The sequence below is a fragment of the Pseudomonas sp. IT-P253 genome, from assembly GCF_949768125.1.
In the GTDB taxonomy this organism is placed as follows: domain Bacteria; phylum Pseudomonadota; class Gammaproteobacteria; order Pseudomonadales; family Pseudomonadaceae; genus Aquipseudomonas.
This window is the reverse complement of the sequence record NZ_CATKPT010000011.1, coordinates 433,104-456,908: the sequence shown is the minus strand read 5'-3', so window position 1 is coordinate 456,908 and position 23,805 is coordinate 433,104. Positions and strand designations below refer to the sequence as shown.

Sequence of the window (23,805 nt, the reverse complement as noted above, 5' to 3'; positions counted from 1 at the left end):
GCCCTTCAGAGCGGTCTGCGTTCCTTCCGAAAGTGGCGAACTTTCCTAAGGTCACTGTCAATTGCTCCCACGTTGGAGGGGGCTCAAGCTGGGTATGGTGATGCTCTTGAAATGACTGCAATGGAATGCACTATGAATGATAAATCTCGCGACACTACTGCCGGCCCTGATCCTGCTTCGTCTCTGCGAACGCGCGATGAACTGAAAGCCGCCGTAGCTATCGCGCTCCCGCAATCCCCTGGCCAATTTGCCGAACGCTTGATCAAGGAAAAATGGGGGCAGGGCATAGATCCGACCACAGCGCAGTTGGTAACGCTCGATTACGACTACAAGGGGCGCCCTGCACAAAATGGCATCCATCAGGGGCGGGTGGCGAGTTCGATGTCTCTGGTGCAGGCGTTGCTGTCCAACTACCAGACCGTGGGTGACGGGCGCTTCGGTGAAACGGTGTTTGGCATGTACACGCCACCTGACGTCGGGCCGTCCATTCATATTGTGGAGCACGTCGATGATTTGACTGAGCCCGGCAACGACTATCACTACGCCTATGAAGGCATTTATCGCCGGACCGTCCCTCAACGTTACAGGCCAGCCACCCAGATCGCCGTGAGGCCCGCCGATTTCAGGAAGTGGATCTGGGAACTGGACCTTCAAGGCCGGTATCAATCCTATCTCGATCAAGCCTGGCCAGCCGATGAAGTGATCGTCGCAGCCAGTCCCCACGCACTTAAAACGTCGGCCAAGGCAGCCTTTGTCATGGCGGCTTTCTTGCAACGACACGAAAACAGCTTGTCCTCAAAGGGTCTTGAGCTCGCATTGCAAGCGGCAGGACTGCCGGCAGATCAGGCATGGGCAACGCTGACGATCAAACAATTACAGGCGCCTTTGAGGCTACCATCGAAGCTGAAGACGGGACGTCTGAAGCTGTATCGTTACACCTCGAAGGATATCTGGGGCTGGCGTGGTCCTGATGGCGGGATGGTGTTGTACATCCCCGGCAACTCTTCGCCACTGCACGTATTCAGCGATGGCAGGCAACAGCATCAATGGGTGGTGGAACAGGGCAGAAGTGAGGCGTCGAAACAGGCCTTGGCCACCCATTTTGCCGAGGATGATCGCAAGGATGGCACCTTCCATGCCGGTGTGCTGACAGCGTTGGATGGCATCTCGGTTTACCCGAAAGAGCACTGGTTGGCCCCAGAAGCGGGCTTTTTCAACAATGACGGTTTTTGGGACCCCGCCCAATACATCGATTTTGATGACTCGCCGTTGGGCATTGATCCGTTTGCCCAACTGGTACTGACCATGAAGGAGGCTTCGCGGGCCAGTGTCAAAACCATTCGTGACGATGCCCAGGTCAACCGCGATAACTTGAGTGCAGTCGTCGAGCCGGTCGTGCAGTGGATCAACCGTTTCGGTCCATTGGCGTTGTTCGTGCCCGGTGGCGAAGGGTTGTTGGCGCTGGCAGGCATCATCGACGCTGGTTATGGGGTTGATCAGGCCATCAACGGCGAGACCTCGAACGATCGTTCCGCGGGTGTGACACGTACGGTGTTTGGCTTTCTCAATGCGCTGCCACTGGTCGGCGGGGGAGCGGTGGTCAGGGGGGATTCTTTCGAGGTCGCCGCCGTTGCAGAGCGCGTCCGCGAGCCCGACGCCATTCCCGAGGGGGAGGTTGTCAGGCCGGTGCGGAATCAGGGCGTTGCCCCTTTAGCGCCGTTGAGCCGCCTGGAACTTATCCGCGGAATCGGTCCGTCGGTGGCATCGTTCAGCGATGACCTATTGGCGCAGATCGGCAAAGTCAGCGCGATTGATGACGACATGCTGCGCCTGATGCAAACCGGACGCCCACCAACGCCGTTGCTGGCCGATACGATCAGTCGCTTCAAGCTCGATCAGGAACTGGGGCAGGCCGGGCAACCTGAATTGTTCAGCAGCCGTTACGCAGCGTTGCAGGAGTCCGAACACGAATGGGTCCGGCTGTTCCAGCACCAGTATCCGGGACTTCCCAAAAGCGCCATTGAACAAATGCTCGATCGCTACGGCATGGACATCCGCACGACGCCTGACGTTGCCGAAGTGAGGCAAGCGTTCAAACATCTGGACAGCAAGGCTCGTCAGTACCAACAGCAAGTGCGGCTCAATCGTGCCTACGAAGGTTTTTACCTAAGATCGATCGACAATGTCGAGACGGACACGCTGGCCCTGCACGCCCTCAAGACTTTGCCTGGGTGGCCCAAAGACCTTCGAATAGATGTTCTTGACCATTCGCCTGCCGGGCGGGTTCTGGACCGTTGCGGCGTGCTCGATGCCGCTCACTCTCGAAGCATAATCAGGGCAGGCAACCGCTATCAGCAGCAGGGCTTGCAAACGGATTTCTTCGAAGCTGTCCTCGGCATCCTGTCAGAGGAAGAAAGGTCGGCATTACACTTGATGTCTCCTGATCCGGCCAACGAATTGCGGCTCAAGATCGGCGATCTGGCACTGCCACGTTCGCAAACCCTGCTCGGGTTGCAGAGGATGGATAGCGGGCTGACTTTCGAACGTCAGGGCTTGCGCGGTGGAGGTTATCCGTCGACTCCTCAAGGCGAAGCCATGACCCACGAGATGATGAGATTGCAGCTCAAGGATATTTATCCCGACTTCACCGATGCGCAAGCCGATGAAGCACTGCAACGTGTGGGCATTAACGCGCAGGTCTATATCGATGGGTTGAACCAGCAGCGACAGCAACTCACCACCGATTTGAGCAATTGGATGGATCAAGTTGCCGATGATGTCGAGGGCATGGGCCTTCCTTTTCTGGCCGTTGGCGATGCAGCGGCGGCAAATTTTAGCCCGGCAGAAATCGCGGCCCATAACATCCAGCTTCTGATGGATGAAAGGGGGGACGAGCTAGCCTTGAGGACGGAGCTCGCTGAAGAACTGGTCGCCATCTGGCAAAAGCGCGAAGGCTCTCCTCGTACCACGCTGGATATGAATTTTGAGAACTACCATCGATTGCCCACGTTGAATGTCAGGTTCGACGATGTGACCGAGCTATTGATGGGAGGCTTCCATCTGACCGAGCAGGACAGTTTGAACGGGTTTCTCGAGAGCTTTCCAAACCTCGAGATTTTGAATCTGCACAATGTGGATTTACGTCATTTTTTCGTGGGTGGCGACACAGGTCGCTCTTTGCCGCCGGCCATCGGTCAATTGACCCACCTTCGCTCACTGAACCTGCGAGCCACAGAGCTGGTATTCAGTGAAAGCGCTGCTTCACAATTGCGTGACCTGACCCGTTTACAATCGCTGGACTTGAGTGACAATCCGCTGGGAGTGCCGCCGCTGGTGTTGGGCATGAACGATTTGCGTCAGCTCAACCTGAGGAATACACGGATCAGCCGATGCCCAATCGGTATCAGGGAGGAGCCCTATCTCACCACTCTGGATTTACGCGATAACCAGATAACGCGGGTTCCGCCAGCGGTCATCAATCAGGCTGTCGCTGACGACCGCGTGCTGCTATTGGGGAATCCCCTGACGGATGAAGACACGTTACGCCGGCTGGTCACACATCGAGAACAAACGGGTATCAATTTATGGCTTGCGGCGCCCGGCGCGGACTATGGTTCGCCGATGGTCTGGTTAAAAGACTGCGACGCAGTGTTACAACAATCCCGGCAAGCCCTCTGGCAGCGACTGGCAGGCAAACCTTCCGGTACGCGGTTTTTAGCTGTAATAAGCAGGCTGAGTCTGACGGCCGATTTTCAGGTTGGTTATCTGTCGCTTCAGGCGCGAGTCTGGCGACTATTGCACGAGGCCGATGTTTCGGAGGAAATGTGGAGTCGATTGAGTCGCAGCAGTGGGCGATTTGATCATCCGGTGGCAGCGTTTGGGGCGCTGGAGGATCGTGCCAATCTTTAAACCAGGAAGGAAGTAGCCTTGAGCCCGGAAAACCGGGCTCAAGGCTGGACGATCAGCGGCGCCGGAACAGCGGCAGCGGTTCGTCGGTTGCAGCCTGATACGTCACCGAGAAGTCCTTGAGACCTTCCAGGGCTTCGTATGGGTCTTTATCGGCGCGAATGGCAAAAGCGTCGAAACCGCAACGATGCAGGTAGAACAGTTGGTCGCGCAATACATCGCCAATCGCCCGCAGTTCGCCTTTGAAACCATAACGGTCGCGCAGCAGGCGGGCGTTGGAGTAGTTGCGACCGTCGGTGAAGGCCGGGAAGTTCAGGGCAATCACCTTGAACTGATCGACGTCATCACCGATTTCTTCCGCTTCTTCATCGGCGTCCAGCCACACGCCCAAGCCGCCATCGCGGGCCTTGAGCATACGGCTGTGTTCGCGCCACAGCTGCAGCGGGACGATGTAGTCGTCGCAGTTGCTGATCTCGTCGATGTTGAAATCCTTGGGCAACAAGTGCCAGGTTTCATCGACCACTTCGTTGTTCTTAATTATTCGCTGCATAGACGCGCTCCTTGAAGAGGTCGATGCCAATACGCTGATAAGTGTCGATGAAGCGCTCGTCTTCGGTACGTTGTTCGATGTACACGTCGATCAGCTTTTCGATCACGTCAGGCATGGCGTCCTGGGCGAAGGACGGGCCGAGGATTTTGCCCAGGCTGGCGTCGCGACTGGCGCTGCCACCCAGGGAAACCTGGTAGAACTCTTCGCCTTTCTTGTCCACCCCGAGGATGCCGATATGACCGACGTGGTGGTGACCACAGGCGTTCATGCAGCCGGAGATGTTCAGGTCCAGTTCGCCGATGTCGAACAGGTAGTCCAGGTCGTCGAAGCGGCGCTGGATCGATTCGGCGATCGGGATCGACTTGGCGTTGGCCAGGGAGCAGAAATCGCCGCCCGGGCAGCAGATGATGTCGGTCAGCAAGCCAACGTTCGGCGTGGCGAAGCCTTGCTCGCGCAACTCGCCCCACATGGCGAACAATTGGCTCTGCTCAACGTCAGCCAGAATGATGTTCTGCTCGTGAGAGGTGCGCAGCTGACCGAAGCTGTAACGATCGGCCAGGTCGGCAACGGCGTCGAGCTGCTTGTCGGTGATGTCGCCCGGTGCAACACCGGTCGGCTTCAGGGACAGGGTCACGGCCACATAACCCGGCTTTTTGTGGGCCAGGGTATTGCGAGTGCGCCAGCGGGCGAAGCCCGGGTGTTGCTTGTCGAGTTCGGCGAGTTCGGCGGTCTGGTTGTCCAGCGCCTTGTAGTCCGGGTCGACGAAGTGCTTGGCGACACGGTGCACTTCGGCGTCGGTCAGCGTGGTCTGGCCACCGCGAAGGTGTTCCATTTCCGCGTCGACTTTTTGCGCGAAGACTTCAGGCGTCAGGGCTTTGACCAGAATCTTGATCCGCGCCTTGTACTTGTTGTCACGACGGCCATAGCGGTTGTAAACACGCAGGATGGCGTCGAGGTAGCTCAACAGGTCTTGCCACGGCAGGAATTCATTGATGAACGCGCCCACTACCGGCGTACGGCCCAGGCCACCACCCACCAGCACACGGAAACCCAGTTCGCCGGCGGCGTTGTGCACTGGCTCAAGGCCAATGTCATGGACTTCAATGGCGGCACGGTCGGAGGTCGAACCGTTGATGGCGATCTTGAACTTGCGCGGCAGGTAGGCGAATTCCGGGTGGAACGTCGTCCACTGGCGGACAATCTCGCACCATGGGCGCGGATCGACCAGCTCGTCGGCGGCGACGCCGGCAAACTGGTCGGTGGTGACGTTGCGCAGGCAGTTGCCACTGGTCTGGATCGCGTGCATCTGCACGGTGGCCAGTTCAGCGAGAATGTCCGGGATGTCTTCCAGCGCCGGCCAGTTGAACTGGACGTTCTGCCGGGTGCTGATGTGGGCATAACCCTTGTCATAGTCGCGGGCAATCTTGGCCATCATTCGCGCCTGGCGCGAAGTCAGTTGGCCATAAGGCACCGCTACCCGCAACATCGGCGCAAAGCGTTGGATGTAAAGCCCGTTTTGCAGACGCAGGGGGCGGAATTCTTCTTCGCTCAGCTCGCCTGCCAGATAGCGTCGGGTTTGATCACGGAACTGCTTGACGCGGTCCTCGATGATCCGCTGATCGTACTCGTCATATACGTACATATAAGTCCTGTTCTCAGGCTTGGGCCGGTCGGATCCAGCTGCGTTTTTGCCTTGCTGAAGTCTCGATACTGCCTCGGCAATTCTGCGCGCACGGCCGCGCACTCCCAACGGAGCCGGGGCAAGATACCAGTTTGGAGTTATGCGCAAAAGTGATGTTTGAGTATATGCAAAGAACCAAAAAGACTATCGACAACCATTAGTGCTAAACCCTTATTTGTGGTGCGGGCAATCATCGTCTTAACTGTGGTCGAGTCTTTATGCAATCACCGATAAAACCGACAAGAGGCGATGCAATGAGCAATCCATCCAAAGCAACAAAACCCGATAGCACAGTCGATGCTTGGGCGATTCTGTTTCTGATCATTCTGGTCGTGGGGACAGCAGTATTTTGGGTCAGCCATCAATAACCGACCTCGCCCGGGCCCGGTGCCGACGATTGTCGGACAAAAACCGGAATAAACGCCGATTTTCCGGACTTCGCTGGCTATAATGCGCGGCGAACTTTCGGGGGCCTCGGGCAATCAATGTTGAAGTTTTTCTACGGTGTATTACTGGCCCTGGGTATGGTCGTAGGACCTAGTGCCCAAGCAGCGTCGGTGTTGTTCCTGAGTCCGGGAAGCACCAAGGAAACGTTTTGGGTCAGCTATTCCCAGTTCATGCAGGCTGCCGCGAAGAACCTGGGCATGGAGCTGAACATTCAGTATTCCGACCGGGTCCCTGAAACGACCATCAAGCAGGCCCGCGCAGCCCTGCAAGGGCCAAACCGGCCCGATTATCTGGTGTTCGTCAACGAGCAATACATAGCTCCCGAAATTCTGCGCCTGGCCAAAGGCAGCGGTGTGAAGCTGTTCATCGTCAACAACGCCCTGACCCCGGACCAGATGAAGCTGCTGGGTGCACGGCCGGACAAATATCCCGATTGGGTGGGTAGCCTGGTGCCCAATGACGAGGAGGGCGGCTATTTGATGCTCAAGGAGTTGATCCGCCAGCACGGACCGGTGCCCTCCGGTCAGACAATTGAACTGCTGGCTTTTTCCGGTTTGAAAATCACACCGTCCGCGCAGTTGCGTGAGAAGGGCTTGAGGCGGGCCTTGGCCGAGCACCCCGAAGTGCACCTGCGTCAGTTGGTGTACGGCGGCTGGAACCGCCAGCGGGCCTATGAGCAGGCCAAACTGTTGTTCAAGCGCTACCCTCAGACCTCGCTGATCTGGACGGCCAATGACGAAATGGGCTTTGGTGCGATGCAGGCCTTTGTCGAAACAGGTGGCGTACCCGGCAAGGACGCACTGTTTGGCACGATCAATACCTCTCCGGCGGCATTGCAGGCATTGCTGGACCATCGGCTGAGCGTGCTGCTGGGCGGGCATTTCAGTTTGGGTGGTTGGGCGCTGGTGCAGTTGCATGACTACGATCAAGGCGTGGATGTCAGCCAGTACGGCGGCCGGGACCGGCAGGTCCCGTTATTGCGGTTGATTGATCGCGAGCAAGCAAAGCGGTTGCTGGCGATGGGCGCAGCGCAGGATTTTGGCGTGGATTTCCACTCGCTATCGGCCAAGGGCAAGCCCGCGTCGTATCGCTACCCGTTCAGCCTGCAAACGTTGATGCACTGAGTTGCCGTCAAACCCCGGCCAGGTGCAGCACCAGTTTCACGATGCCAAACAGCGTCAGGGCGAACACCGCCGTAAACAGAATCCCCAGAATCACGAAATGACTGGGCTTGCCGTGTGTAAAGTCCCGGGCCCGATTCTTTCCGCTTTGCACGCCAAACGCCGCCGCCATGACACTCTGCAGCATCTGCCAGAAGCTGGGTGGCTTGTTGTCGACCGGGTCGTCCATACATCCCTCGTCACCAATGTGTGAGCTATAAGCATAGACACTCACGCGAAACCCGTGGGAGCGAGCTTGCTCGCGAAGAGGCCCCGCTAGTCAACATGTCAGTCCGCCTTCGCGAGCAAGCTCGCTGCCACAGGGGATCAGGTTGAACCAGGCATGTGTGACCGGTCACAAATCAAATGTGGGAGCGAGCTTGCTCGCGATGAGGCCCTACCAGTCAGCATCAGCTTCGACGGTCAGTCCGCCTTCGCGAGCAAGCTCGCTCCCACAGGGGATCAGGTTGAACCAGGCATGTGTGGCCGGCCACAAATCAAATGTGGGAGCGAGCTTGCTCGCGATGAGGCCCTACCAGTCAACATCAGTTTCGACGGTCAGTCCGCCTTCGCGAGCAGGCTCGCTCCCACAGGGGATCAGGTTGAACCAGGCATGTGTGGCCGGCCACAAATCAAATGTGGGAGCGAGCTTGCTCGCGAAGAGGCCCTACCAGTCGACATCAGCTTCGACTGTGAGTCTGCTATCGCGAGCAAGCTCGCTCCTACAGGGGATCAGGTTGAACCAGGCATGTGTGACCGGCCACAAATCAAATGTGGGAGCGAGCTTGCTCGCGATGAGGCCCTACCAGTCAACATCAGTTTCGACTGTGAGTCCGCTATCGCGAGCAAGCTCGCTCCCACAGGGGATTGCTGTTGGCCACAGCATGGTGGCCAGGAGAGCAACTTAGTTGTCGTAACCCAGGTTCGGCGCCAGCCAGCGCTCGGTCACGCTCAACTCCTGTCCTTTACGCGACGTATAGCTCTGCACCTGATCCTTATCGATCTTGCCCACGGCAAAGTACTGCGCCTGTGGGTGAGCGAAGTACCAGCCGCTGACTGCTGCCGCCGGGAACATCGCGTAGTGCTCGGTAAGGAATACACCGCTGCGCCCGGCGTGCATTTCGCTGGCTTCAGGGTCGAGCAAGGCAAACAGCGTGCCTTTCTCGGTGTGGTCCGGGCACGCCGGGTAACCCGGAGCAGGGCGGATGCCGGTGTATTGCTCTTTGATCAATGCGTCGTTGTCGAGTGTCTCGTCCTTGGCGTAACCCCAGTAGTCTTTACGCACCTGCTGGTGCAGCCACTCGGCGCAGGCCTCGGCCAGACGGTCGGCAAGTGCCTTGACCATGATCGAGTTGTAATCGTCTCCGGCGTCCTGATAGGCCTTGGCCACCTCTTCGGCGCCGATCCCTGCGGTGGTGATGAAACCACCCACGTAGTCGGTCACTTCGCTGTCCTTCGGCGCAACGAAGTCGGCCAGGGAGAAATTCGGTTTGCCGTCGGTCTTGATGATTTGCTGACGCAGGTGATGAAGCTTGGCCAAGGGCTTGCCGTCATCGCCGTAGACTTCAATGTCATCGTCGCGCACCTGATTGGCCGGCCAGAAGCCGAACACGGCACGGGCGCTGATCAGCTTCTCGTCGATCAGCTTGGCGAGCATTTCCTGAGCGTCGGCGTACAACGCGGTAGCGGCTTCACCGACCACTTCATCTTCGAGGATGCGCGGGAACTTGCCGGCAAGGTCCCAGGAGATGAAGAACGGCGTCCAGTCGATGTACTCGGCCAGCACTTTCAGGTCAATGTTATCCAGCACTTTGGAACCGGTGAACGTCGGCTTGACCGGCTCATAGGTGCTCCAGTCGAACTGCGGCTTCTTGGCGATCGCAGCCGGATAGCTCAGGCGTTCGGTGCGGGCGCTACGGTTGGCGGTGCGCTCGCGGACCTCGATGTACTCCAGGCGAGTCTTCTCGACGAACGCCGGTTTCAATTCCTTGGACAGCAACTGGGTCGCCACACCGACAGCGCGGGAGGCGTCGGTCACGTAGATCACCGCGTCATTGCTGTACTTCGGCTCGATCTTCACCGCCGTGTGCGCCTTGGACGTGGTCGCGCCACCGATCATCAACGGCAGGTGGAAATCCTGGCGCTGCATCTCGCGGGCCACGTGGACCATTTCGTCCAGCGACGGTGTGATCAAACCGGACAGGCCGATGATGTCGCACTTCTGCTCTTTGGCCACTTGCAGGATTTTCTCGGCCGGCACCATCACACCGAGGTCAACGATGTCGTAGCCGTTACAGCCGAGCACCACGCCGACGATGTTTTTGCCGATGTCGTGCACGTCACCTTTTACCGTCGCCATGAGGATCTTGCCCTTGGCTTGCGGTTTGTCACCTTTTTCCAGTTCGATGAACGGGATCAAATGGGCCACCGCCTGCTTCATTACGCGGGCGGATTTCACCACTTGCGGCAGGAACATTTTGCCGGCGCCGAACAGGTCGCCAACGATGTTCATGCCGGACATCAGCGGGCCTTCGATCACTTCGATCGGGCGCGCGAACGACTGACGGGATTCTTCAGTGTCTTCCACGATGTGAGTGGTGATGCCTTTGACCAGCGCATGCTCCAGACGCTTGTTGACGTCCCAGTTGCGCCACTCTTCAGTCTCGGCTTCCTTGACGCTGCCATCGCCCTTGTATTTGTCGGCAATGGCGAGGAGGGCATCAGTACCGTGCGGAGTGCGGTTGAGCACCACGTCTTCGACCGCGTCGCGCAGTTCGGCCGGGATCTGGTCATAGATCTCCAGTTGGCCGGCGTTGACGATACCCATGGTCAGGCCATTACGGATCGCATACAGCAGGAACACCGAGTGAATCGCTTCGCGCACCGGGTTGTTGCCACGGAACGAGAACGACACATTGGACACGCCGCCCGAGGTCAGGGCGTACGGCAGCTCGTCGCGGATATAGGCGCACGCGTTGATGAAGTCCACGGCGTAGTTGTTGTGTTCTTCGATGCCGGTGGCCACGGCGAAGATGTTCGGGTCAAAGATGATGTCTTCCGGCGGGAAGCCGACTTCGTTGACCAGAATGTCGTAGGAGCGTTTGCAGATTTCTTTCTTGCGCGCTTCAGTGTCGGCCTGGCCGGCTTCGTCGAAGGCCATCACCACCACGGCGGCGCCATAGCGCTTGCACAGTTTGGCGTGATGAATGAACTGCTCGACGCCTTCTTTCATGCTGATCGAGTTGACGATGCCCTTGCCCTGAATGCACTTCAGGCCGGCTTCGATCACTTCCCACTTGGAGGAGTCGATCATGATCGGCACGCGGGAGATGTCCGGTTCACCGGCAATCAGATTGAGGAAGGTCACCATGGCCTTCTTCGAATCGAGCATCCCTTCGTCCATGTTGATGTCGATCACCTGGGCGCCGGCTTCGACCTGTTGCAGGGCGACTTCCAGGGCTTCGGTGTAATTGTCTTCACGGATCAGTCGGGCGAATTTCGCAGAGCCGGTAATGTTGGTCCGCTCGCCGACGTTAACGAACAGCGAGCTGCGATCGATGGTGAACGGCTCCAGGCCCGACAGGCGGCAAGCCTTCGGGATCACCGGGATTTCACGCGGCGCGTAACCGGCGACGGCTTTGGCGATGGCTTCGATGTGCCCTGGTGTGGTGCCGCAGCATCCACCGACAATATTCAGGAAGCCGCTTTGAGCGAATTCTTCGATGACCTTGGCGGTTTCCGCCGGCAGCTCGTCGTACTCGCCGAATTCGTTCGGCAGGCCGGCGTTCGGGTGCGCGGAGACGTGGGTGCCGGCCTTGTTCGACAGCTCCTCCAGGTACGGACGCAACTCGCGGGCGCCGAGGGCGCAGTTCAGGCCGACCGAAATCGGTTTGGCGTGGGCCACGGAGTTCCAGAAAGCTTCGGTGGTCTGGCCGGAGAGGGTGCGGCCGGAGGCATCGGTGATGGTGCCGGAAATCATGATCGGCAGTTCGATACCCAACGCTTCGAACACGCCTTGCACGGCAAAGATCGCCGCTTTGGCGTTCAGGGTGTCGAAAATGGTTTCGATCAGGATCAGGTCGGCGCCGCCTTCGATCAGGCCTTTGGCGGCCTCGGTGTAGTTTTCCACCAGTTCATCGAAGGTCACGTTGCGATAGCCAGGGTTGTTCACGTCTGGCGACAGCGAACACGTGCGGCTGGTCGGCCCGATCACGCCAGCGACAAAGCGCGGCTTGTCCGGGGTTTCCAGGGTCTTGGCGTCGGCCACCTTGCGTGCGAGCCGTGCACCTTCTACGTTTAACTCATACGCCAGGCCCTGCATGCCGTAGTCGGCCAGGGAAACCTGGGTAGCGTTGAAGGTGTTGGTCTCCAGAATGTCGGCGCCGGCGTCCAGGTAAGCTTTCTCAATGGAGCCGATCACGTCCGGGCGCGTCAGCACCAACAGGTCGTTGTTACCTTTGACGTCGCTTGGCCAGTCGGCAAAGCGTTTGCCTCGATAATCCTGCTCCTCGAGCTTGTAGCTCTGGATCATCGTACCCATGCCGCCATCGAGAATCAGGATGCGCTCTTTGAGGGCGTGCTTGAGAGCTTGAAGGCGAACACTGCGATCGGACATTTGGACTACTCGGAAAGACCATGACGAAGAGCCGGGATGATAGCAAACCTGTGCAGATTTAGAGCATGTCCCGGTTTTGCATGAATATCGCTCATGTTGGTGTGCGTGTCAGACCGGTAGAATCGCGGCGTTTTTTCAGGAATCAGGACCAGGGACATGTCGTATCGCGTCATCACCGGCATTTTAATGCTGCTTTTAAGCTGGGGTGCCGCCGCGCAGGGTCCGGCCATTTCCTATACCCGGGACATCCAGCCGATCTTTACCGATAAGTGCGTGGCCTGCCATGCCTGCAATGACGCCGCCTGTCAGCTCAATCTGGGCAGTGGCGAAGGTGCGGCGCGCGGCGCAACGAAACTCCCGGTCTACGACGGCGCCCGCAGCATAGCCGTTGCACCGACCCGGCTGTTCTATGACGCCTTTGGCAAGCACGCCTGGCAGCAAAAAGGTTTCTATCCCGTGCTCGACGCCCAGGGCAGTCAGGCTGCGTTGATGGCGCGGATGCTGGAGCTGGGCCATAAAACTCCATTGCAACCCAATGCCAAGTTGCCGGAAGAGATTGTCCTGGGCCTGAATCGGGAAAACATGTGTGCCATGCCCGCGCAGTTCGATGGCTACGCCAGCGCCCACCCGAAAGAAGGCATGCCGCTGGCCGTCACAGGACTGACCGATGAGCAGTACCAGACGCTGCAACGCTGGCTGGCGTCCGGTGCGCCAATTGATGAGCAAGGTCTGGTGCCTTCGGCAAGAGAAGCGTTGCAGGTGGTGCAATGGGAAAACCTGCTCAACGCCCCGGGTGCGCGGCAAAGTCTGGTGGGACGCTGGTTGTTCGAGCATTGGTTCCTCGCCCATATCTACTTCAAGGAGGGCGAGCCAGGGCACTTCTTCCAGTGGGTCCGTTCGCGCACGCCGACCGGGCAGCCGATCGACCTGATCAACACCCGTCGCCCGAACGACGATCCGGGCATTCAGGTTTATTACCGTTTGTGGCCGGTGCAAGGGGTGATCGTGCAGAAAACCCACATCACCTACCCGCTGAGTGCGCCGAAGATGGCACGGATAAAAAGCCTTTTCTTTAGCGGCAACTGGCAGGTCAATGCCTTGCCGGGCTATGGGCCGGAACGTCGCGCCAATCCGTTCGCTACATTCGAGGCGATCCCGGCCCAGGCGCGATACCAGTTCATGCTTGATAACGCTGAATACTTCGTGCGCACGTTCATTCGTGGCCCGGTGTGCCGCGGGCAGATCGCCACGGACGTGATTCGTGACAACTTCTGGGCGCTGTTCCAGGCGCCGGAACACGACCTTTACATCACCGACCCGAACTACCGTGGCAAGGCCACGCCGCTGCTGGCGATGCCGGGGCAGAACGACGACGTCGGCAGCATCCTGAGCCTGTGGCACGACTACCGAGATAGACGTAACGAGTACGAAGCGCTGCGCCGCGACAGCTACGCCGATGCACCGGCGCCGAGTTGGTCGACGTTGTGGGCGGGCAACGATAACGCTTTGCTCAGCATTTTCCGGCATTTCGACAGTGCCTCGGTGAACAAGGGGCTGATCGGTGACGTGCCACAGACCCTGTGGCTGTTCGACTTTCCGCTGTTGGAGCGCACGTATTATCAGTTGGTGGTCAACTTCGACGTGTTCGGCAATGTCTCCCATCAGGGGCAGACGCGCCTGTACTTCGACCTGATCCGCAATGGCGCCGAGCAGAACTTCCTGCGCCTGATGCCGGCCGATTCCCGGGACCATTACCTCAATGACTGGTACCAGAGCGGCGGCAAATTCAAGATGTGGCTCGATTACGAGGCCATCGACGACGAAAAACCGACGGCGCTGAAACTGGACGAGAAAGACCCCAAACGCGACTTCGTCCTGCAATTGCTGGCTCGTTACGGCGAACTCAATGCCACGCCTGATCCGATCAACCGCTGCGACGGCGCGTATTGCTCGCGGCCGAACATAGACCCGGATTTGCAACGTGCCGAACAGGCCCTGAGTCGTCTGACGTCGCGCCCGGCGGCGGGCCTTGGCGTCATCGATCAACTGCCTGAAGCGACGATGTTGCGAATCGAGACCGCGAGTGGCAAGCGCGAGGTCTACAGCCTGTTGCGCAACCGCGCGCACAGCAATGTCGCGTTCGTGCTGGGTGAATCGCTGCGCTATCAGCCGGGGCTCGACACACTGACCATTTTTCCGGGCGTGCTCAGCAGCTATCCGAACTTTATGTTCAACATCCCGGCCGACCAGGTGCCGGCGTTCGTCGAAGCGATGGAAAACGCCAAGGACGCCAATCGCTTCGAGAAAATCGTCGAGCGCTGGGGTATTCGCCGCAGTCATCCACAATTCTGGTTTTACTTTCATGACTTGAGCCAGTACGTACACGAAACCAACCCGGTGGAAGAGGGCGTGCTGGACATGAACCGCTACGAGAATCTTTGATTGTTGTCTGGTGTCGGACCCGCAAGCGCCGCCGAACCCTTGTAGGAGCGACAATGGGTTGGGTTCGTCGCCAAGTTACGAATGGGTGGAAAAATGCAGCTATCGGTAGCTTAAAGACAGTATTGACGGCGAATCGGTCTGCCCAGTTGATCCAGCTCTTTCCCGACAAAAATACTAGGACTTTGTGCGGCGCGATGATTGGCGTAAACTGCGCCCAAGCCTGCGAGGAGTTTCCATGACCGCTATTACCATCACCGACGCCGCCCACGATTATCTGGCTGATCTGCTCTCCAAGCAGAACACCCCAGGCATTGGCATCCGCGTCTTTATCACCCAGCCTGGCACCCAGTACGCCGAAACCTGCATTGCTTACTGCAAGCCGGGCGAAGAAAAAGCAGAAGACACGGCGCTGGGGCTGAAAAGCTTCACCGCTTACATCGACTCGTTCAGCGAAGCGTTCCTGGACGATGCGGTCGTCGACTACGCCACTGACCGCATGGGCGGCCAACTGACCATCAAGGCGCCAAACGCCAAAGTACCGATGGTCAACGCCGACAGCCCGGTCAACGAGCGCATCAACTATTATCTGCAAACCGAGATCAACCCGGGGCTCGCCAGCCACGGCGGTCAGGTCAGCCTGATCGATGTGGTCGAGGACGGCATTGCCGTGCTGAAGTTCGGCGGCGGTTGCCAGGGCTGCGGCCAGGCCGATGTCACCCTGCGTGAAGGCATCGAGCGTACGTTGCTCGAGCGTATTCCCGAGCTCAAGGGTGTTCGTGACGTGACTGACCACACGCAGAAAGAAAACGCCTATTACTAAGGTGTTCGCTGCGAAATGAAAAAACGGCACCCGTGAGTGCCGTTTTTTTATGGGTTGAATTCACTGACCTCTTCGCGAGCAGGCTCGCTCCCACAGTTGATCGCATTCCAATGTGGGAGCGAGCCTGCTCGCGAAGAGGGCCTATGGACGATACAAATGCGCATGCCCGGCGCGGTACAGCGACGACTCACTAAAGTGATCGCTGCCCAACACCCGACCCACCAGTATCAACGCCGTACGCCGGAATCCCTTGGCTTTAACCTTCCCGGCAATGTCCTCGATCGTTCCCACCACCCAATCCTGGTCCGGCCACGTCGCCCGGTGAATCACCGCAATCGGGCAATTCGCGCCGTAATGCGGCAGCAATTCAGCCAGGATTTTCTCCAGATGATTCACCCCCAAATGAATCGCCATGGTCGCCCCGTGTTGCGCCAGGCTGCCCAGTTCTTCACCGGCCGGCATCGCGGTTTTGTCGGCGTAGCGGGTCAGGATCACGCTTTGCGAGATGTCCGGCAGTGTCAGTTCTGCGCCCAATAGCGCCGCGCAGGCAGCCGTTGCCGTCACGCCAGGAATGATTTCGAACGGTATATCGAGTTCACGCAGGTAACGAATCTGCTCACCGATTGCGCCGTAAAGACTCGGATCGCCAGAGTGTACCCGCGCCACATCCTGCCCCTTGGCGTGGGCAGTCTTGATCAGTTCGATGATCTGTTCCAGGTGCAATTCGGCACTGTTGACCACCGTTTCGGCCTGATGGCCTTCCAGCACGGCAGTCGGCACCAGGGAGCCGGCGTAGATGATCACCGGGCAGCTGCGAATCAGCCGTTGGCCTTTGACGGTGATCAGCTCCGGGTCGCCGGGGCCTGCGCCAATGAAGTAGACGGTCATCGTCGTTTCCTGTGAGAAAAAGGGGCAGGGCAAGGCTTCAGATGAAGATTGCTCATGATCGAAGGCGAGGATTATCGAGGATTTTACGCAGGCCCGGCCAATGCCAAGGTTGCCTGGGCATATTTTTGTCGCGTAATCAGCAGTTTTACCGGCGCCTGAGCCCGTAGTTCTGCCAGGGCCAGGGCGGCACTTTCCGCCACGCCGTAGCAGCCGGTGCGCTCGAACGCGATCTGCGAGTGGTGGCTGAGTTGAGGTTGATAGCGCGCCAATTGTTCGCTGCTGAAAAACATTATCGGTAACCCCAGCTGCGCGGCCAGTTCGATCAGGCCAGGTTCATCGCGCTTCAGATCGATGCTGGCCAGGGCCTTGATCTGGTGAAGTTCGATTTGATGAGCCTGCAGCGCCTGATCGAGCAGCGCCCGTAGCGTACTGACGGGACAGCCGCGCTGGCAGCCCAGGCCGACCACTAAAGTCGGCGCTACGCGGGTGTCAGTCATGCGTGGTAGTGGCCATCGCTTTTACGGCGGAACAACCAGGCACTGATCAGGCCCAGGGCCAGCCAGAACGCTACGTTGGTCAGCTGCGAAGCGATTTTGAACTGAGACTCCAGGGCTTCTGGGGCCAGCATCGAATGGACTTCCGGTTGCGGCGCACCGATCACATGCGGAACTGCGAGAATCGCCACGCCCAGCACTTTCATCAGCCAGTGACGGCTGAATACGATCAGTGCGATACCGACGGCGGTAGAAGCCGCAGTGCCGATCCACCAGATCTGCCGTTGAGCCAGGTCAGCCGCAGCGGTGCCCGGCAATTCCGGTGGCAGGCCGAGGGTCGGCGCGAGCACGAAGGTTGCGTAACCGGCCAGGCCCCAGAGCAGGCCCTGCGCGGTTTTGGTTGGCGCGCGCAAGGTGTACAGGCCCGCGAGCATCAACGCAAAACCGACCGCGACCACCAGGTTGCCACCGGTGGTGGACAACACGCGCTGCCAGCCGTCTTCCGGCTCCCAGGCTTCGGCGTCATGGGTATGAGCGGCCATGGCACCTTCGGTGTGCTCATGAGCTACAACCGCGGCAGGCTCGGATTTTTCATAGGTTTCCGCCTGAAGAATCAGCGGAGCCACCCAAAAGCTCTGCAGCAATGTCAGTAACAGGGCGGCCAGCAGCCCGGTAAAGCCTGCGGTTTGCGCAATACGCTTGATCATGTCAGCAGGTCTCAATGGCACGGGAAGGCGGAGCTGTGACGGGTATCGTGCGCGGCGTTGTGCACCGCTGCGATGTGCGAGAAACCGGCGAAGTACACAAGGCACGCGCCAAGAATCGACGCACACACGGCGGCGGTCAGGCGTTGGCTCAGGGTTGTGGTGGTGCTGGCGGTGCTGTGGTTGGTGCTGTGGTTGGTGCTGGTGATGGTCGACATGGCGCTTCCCTCTGGTCTGTCGGCAAGTGGAGAGAGCGCATGGAAAACCCCTGCGAGTCGGGCACGCAGAAATTCAAACAGCGCCCGCCCACCGCGGGTTTGTTATTCAGTGAACGTAATCGTCACTTTGTGTTACGGGCCGGTCTCCGGGCTCACGAGGGGCTTTGGCGTCAACCGAAACCTGCAAGAATCACCTTCCCATGCCGAACTGCTGGCACAGTGGATTTGACTCTTCACTCGCTTACCGTTGCGGGGGCAGCACCGGACTGACATGGCTTTAGAGTAAAGCACATGATTCACCGGTTTCCCGTTTCACCCTGTGAAGGGCACCCGTAACAAGGTGCGTAGGAGAGCATGGGTGGGGGATGGGCGTCAATTGGCAAAGGTTCTCAACTCGGCACCGAGGTGGATTCTTCGCGGGCAAGCCTCGCTCCTACGAGGAACGCCGCCGTTCAGTAGGAGCGAGGCTTGCCCGCGAAGGCGTCCTGGCGGTACCACAAGACATTGACCCGCCTCAAGACGATGCGTAGCCTTGCGCTTTCGAGGTTCTTCGGCGGTGCCGAAGCTAAGAAGGGAACGCGGTCGATGCCGCGGCTGCCCCCGCAACTGTGAACGGTGATGTTCGCTGCCACGCCACTGCAAACCCGGTCCAACGGGTTCGCGGGAAGGCGCAGCGAATGCCAGGCCAACGGCCCGGCGCACCGTCAGCCAGGAGACCTGCCTCGACACAGATTCTCACTACAACCGGGCGGGGTGATCCGGTGGCGAACTCTTCAGGCACGCGTGATCGCGTTGCCGGTCGTCGTCCCGTTTGCCCGCCACCTTGCCAAAGGGCATCCGATGAAAACACTGGCCAAACTCCCTGTCACCATCGTTACCGGCTTCCTCGGCTCGGGCAAAACCACCTTGTTGCGGCACATGCTCGACAACGCTCAGGGCCGCCGTATCGCGGTGATCGTCAATGAGTTTGGCGAGTTGGGCATTGACGGCGAAATCCTCAAGCAATGCGCGATCGGTTGCACCGAAGAAGAAGCCAATGGCCGCGTCTACGAATTGGCCAACGGTTGCCTGTGCTGCACCGTCCAGGAAGAATTCTTCCCGGTGATGCGCGAACTGGTTGCCCGTCGCGGCGACCTCGATCACATCCTCATCGAAACCTCGGGCCTGGCCCTGCCAAAGCCGCTGGTTCAAGCCTTCCAGTGGCCGGAAATCCGCAGCGCCTGCACCGTTGATGCGGTCATCACCGTCGTCGATAGCCCTGCGGTGGCGGCGGGTACTTTCGCTGCATTCCCGGACCAGGTCGACGCCCAGCGCAAACTCGATCCGAACCTGGACCACGAGTCGCCACTGCACGAACTGTTTGCCGACCAACTGGCCAGCGCCGACCTGGTGATCCTCAACAAGGCCGACCTGATCAGCGCTGAAGACCTGGCTCGCGTGCGCCTGGAAGTCGCTGAAGAACTGCCGCCTGCGGTGAAAATCATCGAAGCCAGCAGCGGTCGCGTGCCACTGGACGTGTTAATCGGCCTCGGCGCCGGTTCCGAAGAACACATCGACAGCCGTCACAGCCACCACGACCATCACCATGAAGGCGAGGACGATCACGACCACGACGCCTTCGATTCCATTTCGATTGAACTGCCGCAGGCCGACGAAAGCCTGCTGATGGACGTGCTGACTCAACTGGTGGTCAAGCACGGCATCCTGCGGGTCAAAGGCTTCGCCGCCATCCCGAACAAACCGATGCGTCTGCTGATTCAGGGCGTGGGCACGCGTTTCGACAAGCATTTCGATCGTCAGTGGGGCGCCGAAGAAGTGCGCACCACACGTCTGGTACTGATCGGCCAGGCGCTGGACGCCGCTCAACTCGAAGCGCAACTGCGCGTTGCGCTCAGCGTTTAAGCCATGCACCTGCTCAGGACCCAGCCCGGCGGTTTCGTGTCGGATGACAACATTGCCGACCTTGGACAAACCCCCGCCGAGCTGGTGATTCTGTGCAGCGGTGATTCCAGCCTCGCGCTGCTCGCCGAAGCCGCGCAGCAATTGCCCGACGATTACCCGAGCGTGCGCCTGGCAAATCCGATGCAGGTGCAAAATCATGCGTCAGTCGACTTGTATGTCGACGAAGTGCTGCGCCACGCCAAGGTGATTCTGATCTCGTTGCATGGCGGCATCGCCTATTGGCGTTACGGCATTGAGCGGCTGGTGGAATTGTCCCAGCGTGGCGTGCAGTTGATTCTGGTGCCGGGGGATGACCGCCCGGACCCGGAGCTCAGTGACCTGAGCACCGTGGCTGCTTGCGACCGGGACCGGCTCTGGCAGTTTTTGCGTCAGGGCGGCATGAGCAATGCCCTGGATTTTTTCCGCTGCCTGGCCAGTCGTTGGCTGGGTCGCGACTATGCCTGGGCCGAACCACAAACCCTGCCGCGCACCGCGATCTACTACCCGCACAAGAGCCCCGCTGAGTTGAGCGATTGGCAAGCCGACTGGCAGGCCAATCAGCCGGTGGCGGCGGTGCTGTTTTACCGCTCGCACTTGCAGGCGGCAAACACCGGTTTCATCGATATTTTCTGCCAGCGCTTGCAGGCGGCGGGGTTAAACCCGTTGCCCATTGCGGTGGCCAGTTTGAAAGAGCCCGGCTGCCTGACGGTGGTCGAGGACCTGTTGGATGAAGCCTGCGCCTCGGTGATTCTCAATACCACCGGCTTCGCCCAGTCCAGCCCCGAAGCGCCGCATCTGCGGCCGTTTCGCCGCAATATTCCAGTGATTCAGGCGATCTGTGCCCAGGACAATGAGCCCGGTTGGCGCGCCAGCGAACAAGGCCTCGGTCCACGAGACCTGGCGATGCACATCGCACTGCCGGAACTGGATGGGCGGATCATCAGCCGTCCGATCAGTTTCAAGGACCTGGCCTGGCGCAGTGAGCGCAGCCAGTCGGACGTGGTGTGCTACCGAGCGCAACCGGAACGCATGGATTTTGTCGCTGAACTGGCGCGGCGCTGGATCGACCTGGCGCGTGTACCGAACGGCGAAAAGCGCATTGCGCTGATCCTCGCCAATTACCCGACCCGTGACGGGCGCATCGGTAATGGCGTTGGCCTCGACACACCCGCCTCGGCGCTGAATATCTTGCAGGCGCTTCATCAAGCAGGTTATCCGCTACCGGCCGGGTTGCCCGACAGCGGCACCGCGTTGATCCAGCAATTGCTCGGTGGCGTCAGCAACGACCTCGACACCCTTGATCAGCGTCCCTGCCAGCAAAGCCTCGCGCTCGACGATTACAGCCGCATGTTCAATGCCTTGCCCGAGGCCAATCGCCAAGCCGTGCTCGAACGCTGGGGCACCCCGCAAAGCGATCCGATGTTCCGCGGCGGACGGATGATGATTGCTGGTCTGCGCTTTGGCCTGACGTTCGTCGGCATTCAGCCGGCGCGCGGTTATCAGGTTGATCCGAGTGCGGTTTATCACGACCCGGACCTGGTGCCGCCCCACGGGTATCTGGCGTTCTACTTCTGGCTGCGCGACACCTACGGCGCCCACGGTGTGATTCACGTTGGCAAGCACGGCAACCTCGAATGGTTGCCGGGCAAAGGTGTCGGGCTGTCGGAAAATTGCTGGCCGGACGCGCTGCTCGGGCCGCTGCCGAACATTTATCCGTTTATCGTCAACGACCCGGGCGAGGGCGCCCAGGCCAAGCGTCGCACGCAGGCGGTGATCATCGATCACCTGATGCCGCCACTGACCCGCGCCGAAACCTACGGGCCGCTGCGCAACCTCGAACTGCTGGCCGACGAATATTACGAAGCGCAACTGCTCGATCCGCGCCGCGCCCGGGAGTTGCAGCGCGACATCCTGCAGCTGGTGCGCGATACGCACATCGACCGTGAACTGCAGCTGGACGAAAAGCTCGACAGCGATGCCGATGCTGCGATCTGGTTGCCGCGTCTGGACACCTACTTATGTGACTTGAAAGAGTCGCAGATCCGCGATGGCCTGCACATCTTCGGCGAGTCGCCCACCGGGCGTTTGCGCATAGACACGTTGCTGGCCTTGCTGCGTATTCCCCGTGGCGATGGCCGCGGTGCGCAGTCGAGTTTGTTGCGGGCGTTGGCCAAGGCGTTCGAATTGGGCTTTGATCCGCTGGATTGTGCATTGGCCGAGCCCTGGAACGGACCTCGCCCGGATGCTTTGTTGTCGATCAACGACGAGCTCTGGCGCACGGCGGGTGACACCCGCGAACGCCTGGAACTGTTCGCCGCGCAACTGATCTCGCAAACACTGAATGACCCCTGTAGGAGCGAGCTTGCTCGCGATGGAGTGTCAGCCAGATTAATGTCGACTGACACTCCATCGCGAGCAAGCTCGCTCCTACAGGATTTTGTGTGGACCGATGTTAGCGACATCCTCCACCACCTGCGCGAAGTGGTCGCTCCACGTCTGGACGCCTGCGGACCGGCGGAAATGCGCGGCTTGCTTGACGCCCTGAGCGGGCGTTTCGTCCCGGCCGGCCCAAGCGGTGCACCCAGTCGCGGTCGACTGGACGTGCTGCCCACCGGGCGCAACTTCTATTCAGTGGACGTGCGCAATCTGCCAACCACCACCGCATGGCGCATCGGTTTCCAGTCAGCAAACCTGATTCTTGAGCGGCACCTGCAGGACCATGGCGATCACTTGCGTCAGCTCGGCCTGTCGGTGTGGGGCACCGCGACCATGCGCACGGGCGGCGATGACATCGCGCAAGCCATGGCGCTGATGGGCGTGCGCCCGGTCTGGGCCACCGGCAGTCAGCGGGTCGATGATTTCGAAATCTTGCCGTTGAGCGTGCTGGACCGTCCACGCGTGGACGTGACCCTGCGTGTCTCCGGGTTCTTCCGTGATGCCTTTGCCAACTTGATCCGTCTGTTCGATGCCGCCGTGCAAGCGGTTGCTGCATTGGATGAGCCGGATGATTTGAATCCACTGGCCGCCAAGGTGCGTGCGGAGCACGAGGCGTTGATGCTGTCGGGGCTGGATGAAGACGCGGCCAGGCGTCAGGCGGGTTGGCGCATTTTCGGGGCTAAACCCGGTGCTTATGGCGCGGGTGTGCAGGGCGCCATCGACGGTCGCCTGTGGCAAAGCCGCGAAGACCTGGCCGAGGTGTATCTGACCTGGGGCGGCTACGCTTATGGCGGTTCCGATGAAGGCACCGACGCCCGCGAGCAGTTCGCCCAACGCCTGAGCCAGGTGCAAGCCGTGCTGCAAAACCAGGACAACCGCGAGCATGACTTGCTCGACTCCAATGACTATTACCAGTTCCAGGGCGGCATGCTCGCGGCCGTGGAAAGCCTCAGCGGCAAAGTGGCGGCCAGTTACCATGGCGATCACAGTCAGCCGGACTTACCGAAGATTCGTACCTTGAAGGAAGAGCTGAACCGGGTGATCCGTTCCCGGGCGGCCAATCCGAAGTGGATCGACGGAGTGAAGCGACACGGCTATAAAGGCGCGTTTGAATTGGCGGCGACGGTCGACAATTTGTTTGCATTCGACGCCACCACACAGTTGATCGACGATCACCAATACGCGTTGCTGGCCGATGCCTATTTGTTGGATCCGGCGACCCGGGATTTTGTTCGAGAGCATAATCCGCACGCCTTGCGCGACATGACCGAGCGGATGCTGGAAGCGCAGCAACGAGGGATGTGGCAGGAGCCGGGCGAGTACCGTGAGGCGCTGGAGAATTTGTTGCTCGATATAGAAGAAGAGACCTGACGCTTTCCCCTGTGGGAGCGAGCTTGCTCGCGATAGCGATAGTTCACCCAACATCAATATTGACTGACCCGCCGCCTTCGCGAGCAAGCTCGCTCCCACAGAAATGAAGTTGCTGCTGATGGATCACCGACC

Annotated in this window: 14 protein-coding genes and 2 riboswitches; of the genes, 6 read left to right on the top strand and 8 right to left on the bottom strand. The window is 59.5% G+C overall.

Annotated elements, in window-relative coordinates; genetic code table 11:
• Positions 1 to 132: 132 nt before the first annotated feature.
• Positions 133 to 3,909: a dermonecrotic toxin domain-containing protein gene (locus ACM6IR_RS07895; RefSeq protein ID WP_414907173.1), complete on the top strand. Its 3,777-nt coding sequence runs from the start codon at positions 133 to 135 to the stop codon at positions 3,907 to 3,909.
• A gap of 52 nt (positions 3,910 to 3,961) precedes the next feature.
• Here the strand turns inward: ACM6IR_RS07895 and ACM6IR_RS07890 are convergent, their stop codons facing one another.
• Both ACM6IR_RS07890 and ACM6IR_RS07885 read right to left on the bottom strand, forming a co-directional pair.
• Entirely contained in the window at positions 3,962 to 4,456 is a 495-nt protein-coding gene (locus ACM6IR_RS07890) for a DUF934 domain-containing protein (RefSeq protein WP_414907172.1), read from the bottom strand.
• Entirely contained in the window at positions 4,440 to 6,098 is a 1,659-nt protein-coding gene (locus tag ACM6IR_RS07885; RefSeq protein ID WP_414907171.1) for a nitrite/sulfite reductase, read from the bottom strand. Before ACM6IR_RS07885 ends, ACM6IR_RS07890 begins: the two co-directional genes overlap by 17 nt.
• 524 nt (positions 6,099 to 6,622) lie before the next feature.
• Between ACM6IR_RS07885 and ACM6IR_RS07880 the strand changes: the two genes are divergently transcribed.
• On the top strand, positions 6,623 to 7,708 hold the full coding sequence (locus ACM6IR_RS07880) for an ABC transporter substrate-binding protein (RefSeq protein ID WP_414907170.1): 1,086 nt from the start codon (positions 6,623 to 6,625) through the stop codon (positions 7,706 to 7,708).
• Between the two features lie 7 nt (positions 7,709 to 7,715).
• Here the strand turns inward: ACM6IR_RS07880 and ACM6IR_RS07875 are convergent, their stop codons facing one another.
• Together ACM6IR_RS07875 and metH are read right to left on the bottom strand one after the other, a co-directional pair.
• A complete protein-coding gene (locus ACM6IR_RS07875) occupies positions 7,716 to 7,934 on the bottom strand; it encodes a DUF2970 domain-containing protein (RefSeq protein WP_414907169.1) in 219 nt (72 codons plus the stop codon).
• Between the two features lie 714 nt (positions 7,935 to 8,648).
• Positions 8,649 to 12,359, bottom strand: a complete 3,711-nt coding sequence (metH, locus tag ACM6IR_RS07870) for a methionine synthase (RefSeq protein ID WP_414907168.1) — start codon at positions 12,357 to 12,359, stop codon at positions 8,649 to 8,651.
• 156 nt (positions 12,360 to 12,515) lie between these two features.
• Between metH and ACM6IR_RS07865 the strand changes: the two genes are divergently transcribed.
• Together ACM6IR_RS07865 and nfuA are read left to right on the top strand one after the other, a co-directional pair.
• The gene (locus ACM6IR_RS07865; protein WP_414907167.1) at positions 12,516 to 14,801 is read left to right on the top strand and encodes a fatty acid cis/trans isomerase; all 2,286 of its coding nucleotides are present in this window, start codon (positions 12,516 to 12,518) and stop codon (positions 14,799 to 14,801) included.
• Positions 14,802 to 15,036: 235 nt separating this feature from the next.
• The gene (gene nfuA / locus ACM6IR_RS07860; protein ID WP_414907166.1) at positions 15,037 to 15,621 is read left to right on the top strand and encodes a Fe-S biogenesis protein NfuA; all 585 of its coding nucleotides are present in this window, start codon (positions 15,037 to 15,039) and stop codon (positions 15,619 to 15,621) included.
• A gap of 141 nt (positions 15,622 to 15,762) precedes the next feature.
• Here nfuA and cobM read toward each other — a convergent pair whose 3' ends face one another.
• The 4 genes from cobM to ACM6IR_RS07840 form a co-directional block, all read right to left on the bottom strand.
• Positions 15,763 to 16,509, bottom strand: coding sequence for a precorrin-4 C(11)-methyltransferase (gene cobM / locus ACM6IR_RS07855; protein ID WP_414907165.1), 747 nt, complete (start codon positions 16,507 to 16,509; stop codon positions 15,763 to 15,765).
• An 83-nt stretch (positions 16,510 to 16,592) separates the two neighbouring features.
• On the bottom strand, positions 16,593 to 17,006 hold the full coding sequence (locus tag ACM6IR_RS07850; protein ID WP_414907164.1) for a cobalamin biosynthesis protein: 414 nt from the start codon (positions 17,004 to 17,006) through the stop codon (positions 16,593 to 16,595).
• A complete protein-coding gene (locus ACM6IR_RS07845; RefSeq protein WP_414907163.1) occupies positions 17,003 to 17,710 on the bottom strand; it encodes a CbtA family protein in 708 nt (235 codons plus the stop codon). Before ACM6IR_RS07845 ends, ACM6IR_RS07850 begins: the two co-directional genes overlap by 4 nt.
• A gap of 11 nt (positions 17,711 to 17,721) precedes the next feature.
• Complete coding sequence (locus ACM6IR_RS07840) at positions 17,722 to 17,925, bottom strand: CbtB domain-containing protein (protein WP_414907162.1); 204 nt, start codon at positions 17,923 to 17,925, stop codon at positions 17,722 to 17,724.
• A 119-nt stretch (positions 17,926 to 18,044) separates the two neighbouring features.
• Positions 18,045 to 18,274, bottom strand: a riboswitch (cobalamin riboswitch).
• Positions 18,275 to 18,451: 177 nt separating this feature from the next.
• Positions 18,452 to 18,665: riboswitch (cobalamin riboswitch) on the top strand.
• 100 nt (positions 18,666 to 18,765) lie between these two features.
• On the opposite strand from ACM6IR_RS07840, the gene cobW reads away from it, so the two are divergent.
• Positions 18,766 to 19,827 (top strand): cobalamin biosynthesis protein CobW, encoded by a 1,062-nt coding sequence (cobW, locus tag ACM6IR_RS07835; RefSeq protein ID WP_414907161.1) that lies wholly within the window; start codon positions 18,766 to 18,768, stop codon positions 19,825 to 19,827.
• Positions 19,828 to 19,830: 3 nt separating this feature from the next.
• The gene (gene cobN, locus ACM6IR_RS07830) at positions 19,831 to 23,673 is read left to right on the top strand and encodes a cobaltochelatase subunit CobN (protein ID WP_414907160.1); all 3,843 of its coding nucleotides are present in this window, start codon (positions 19,831 to 19,833) and stop codon (positions 23,671 to 23,673) included.
• The last annotated feature ends 132 nt before the right edge of the window (positions 23,674 to 23,805 follow it).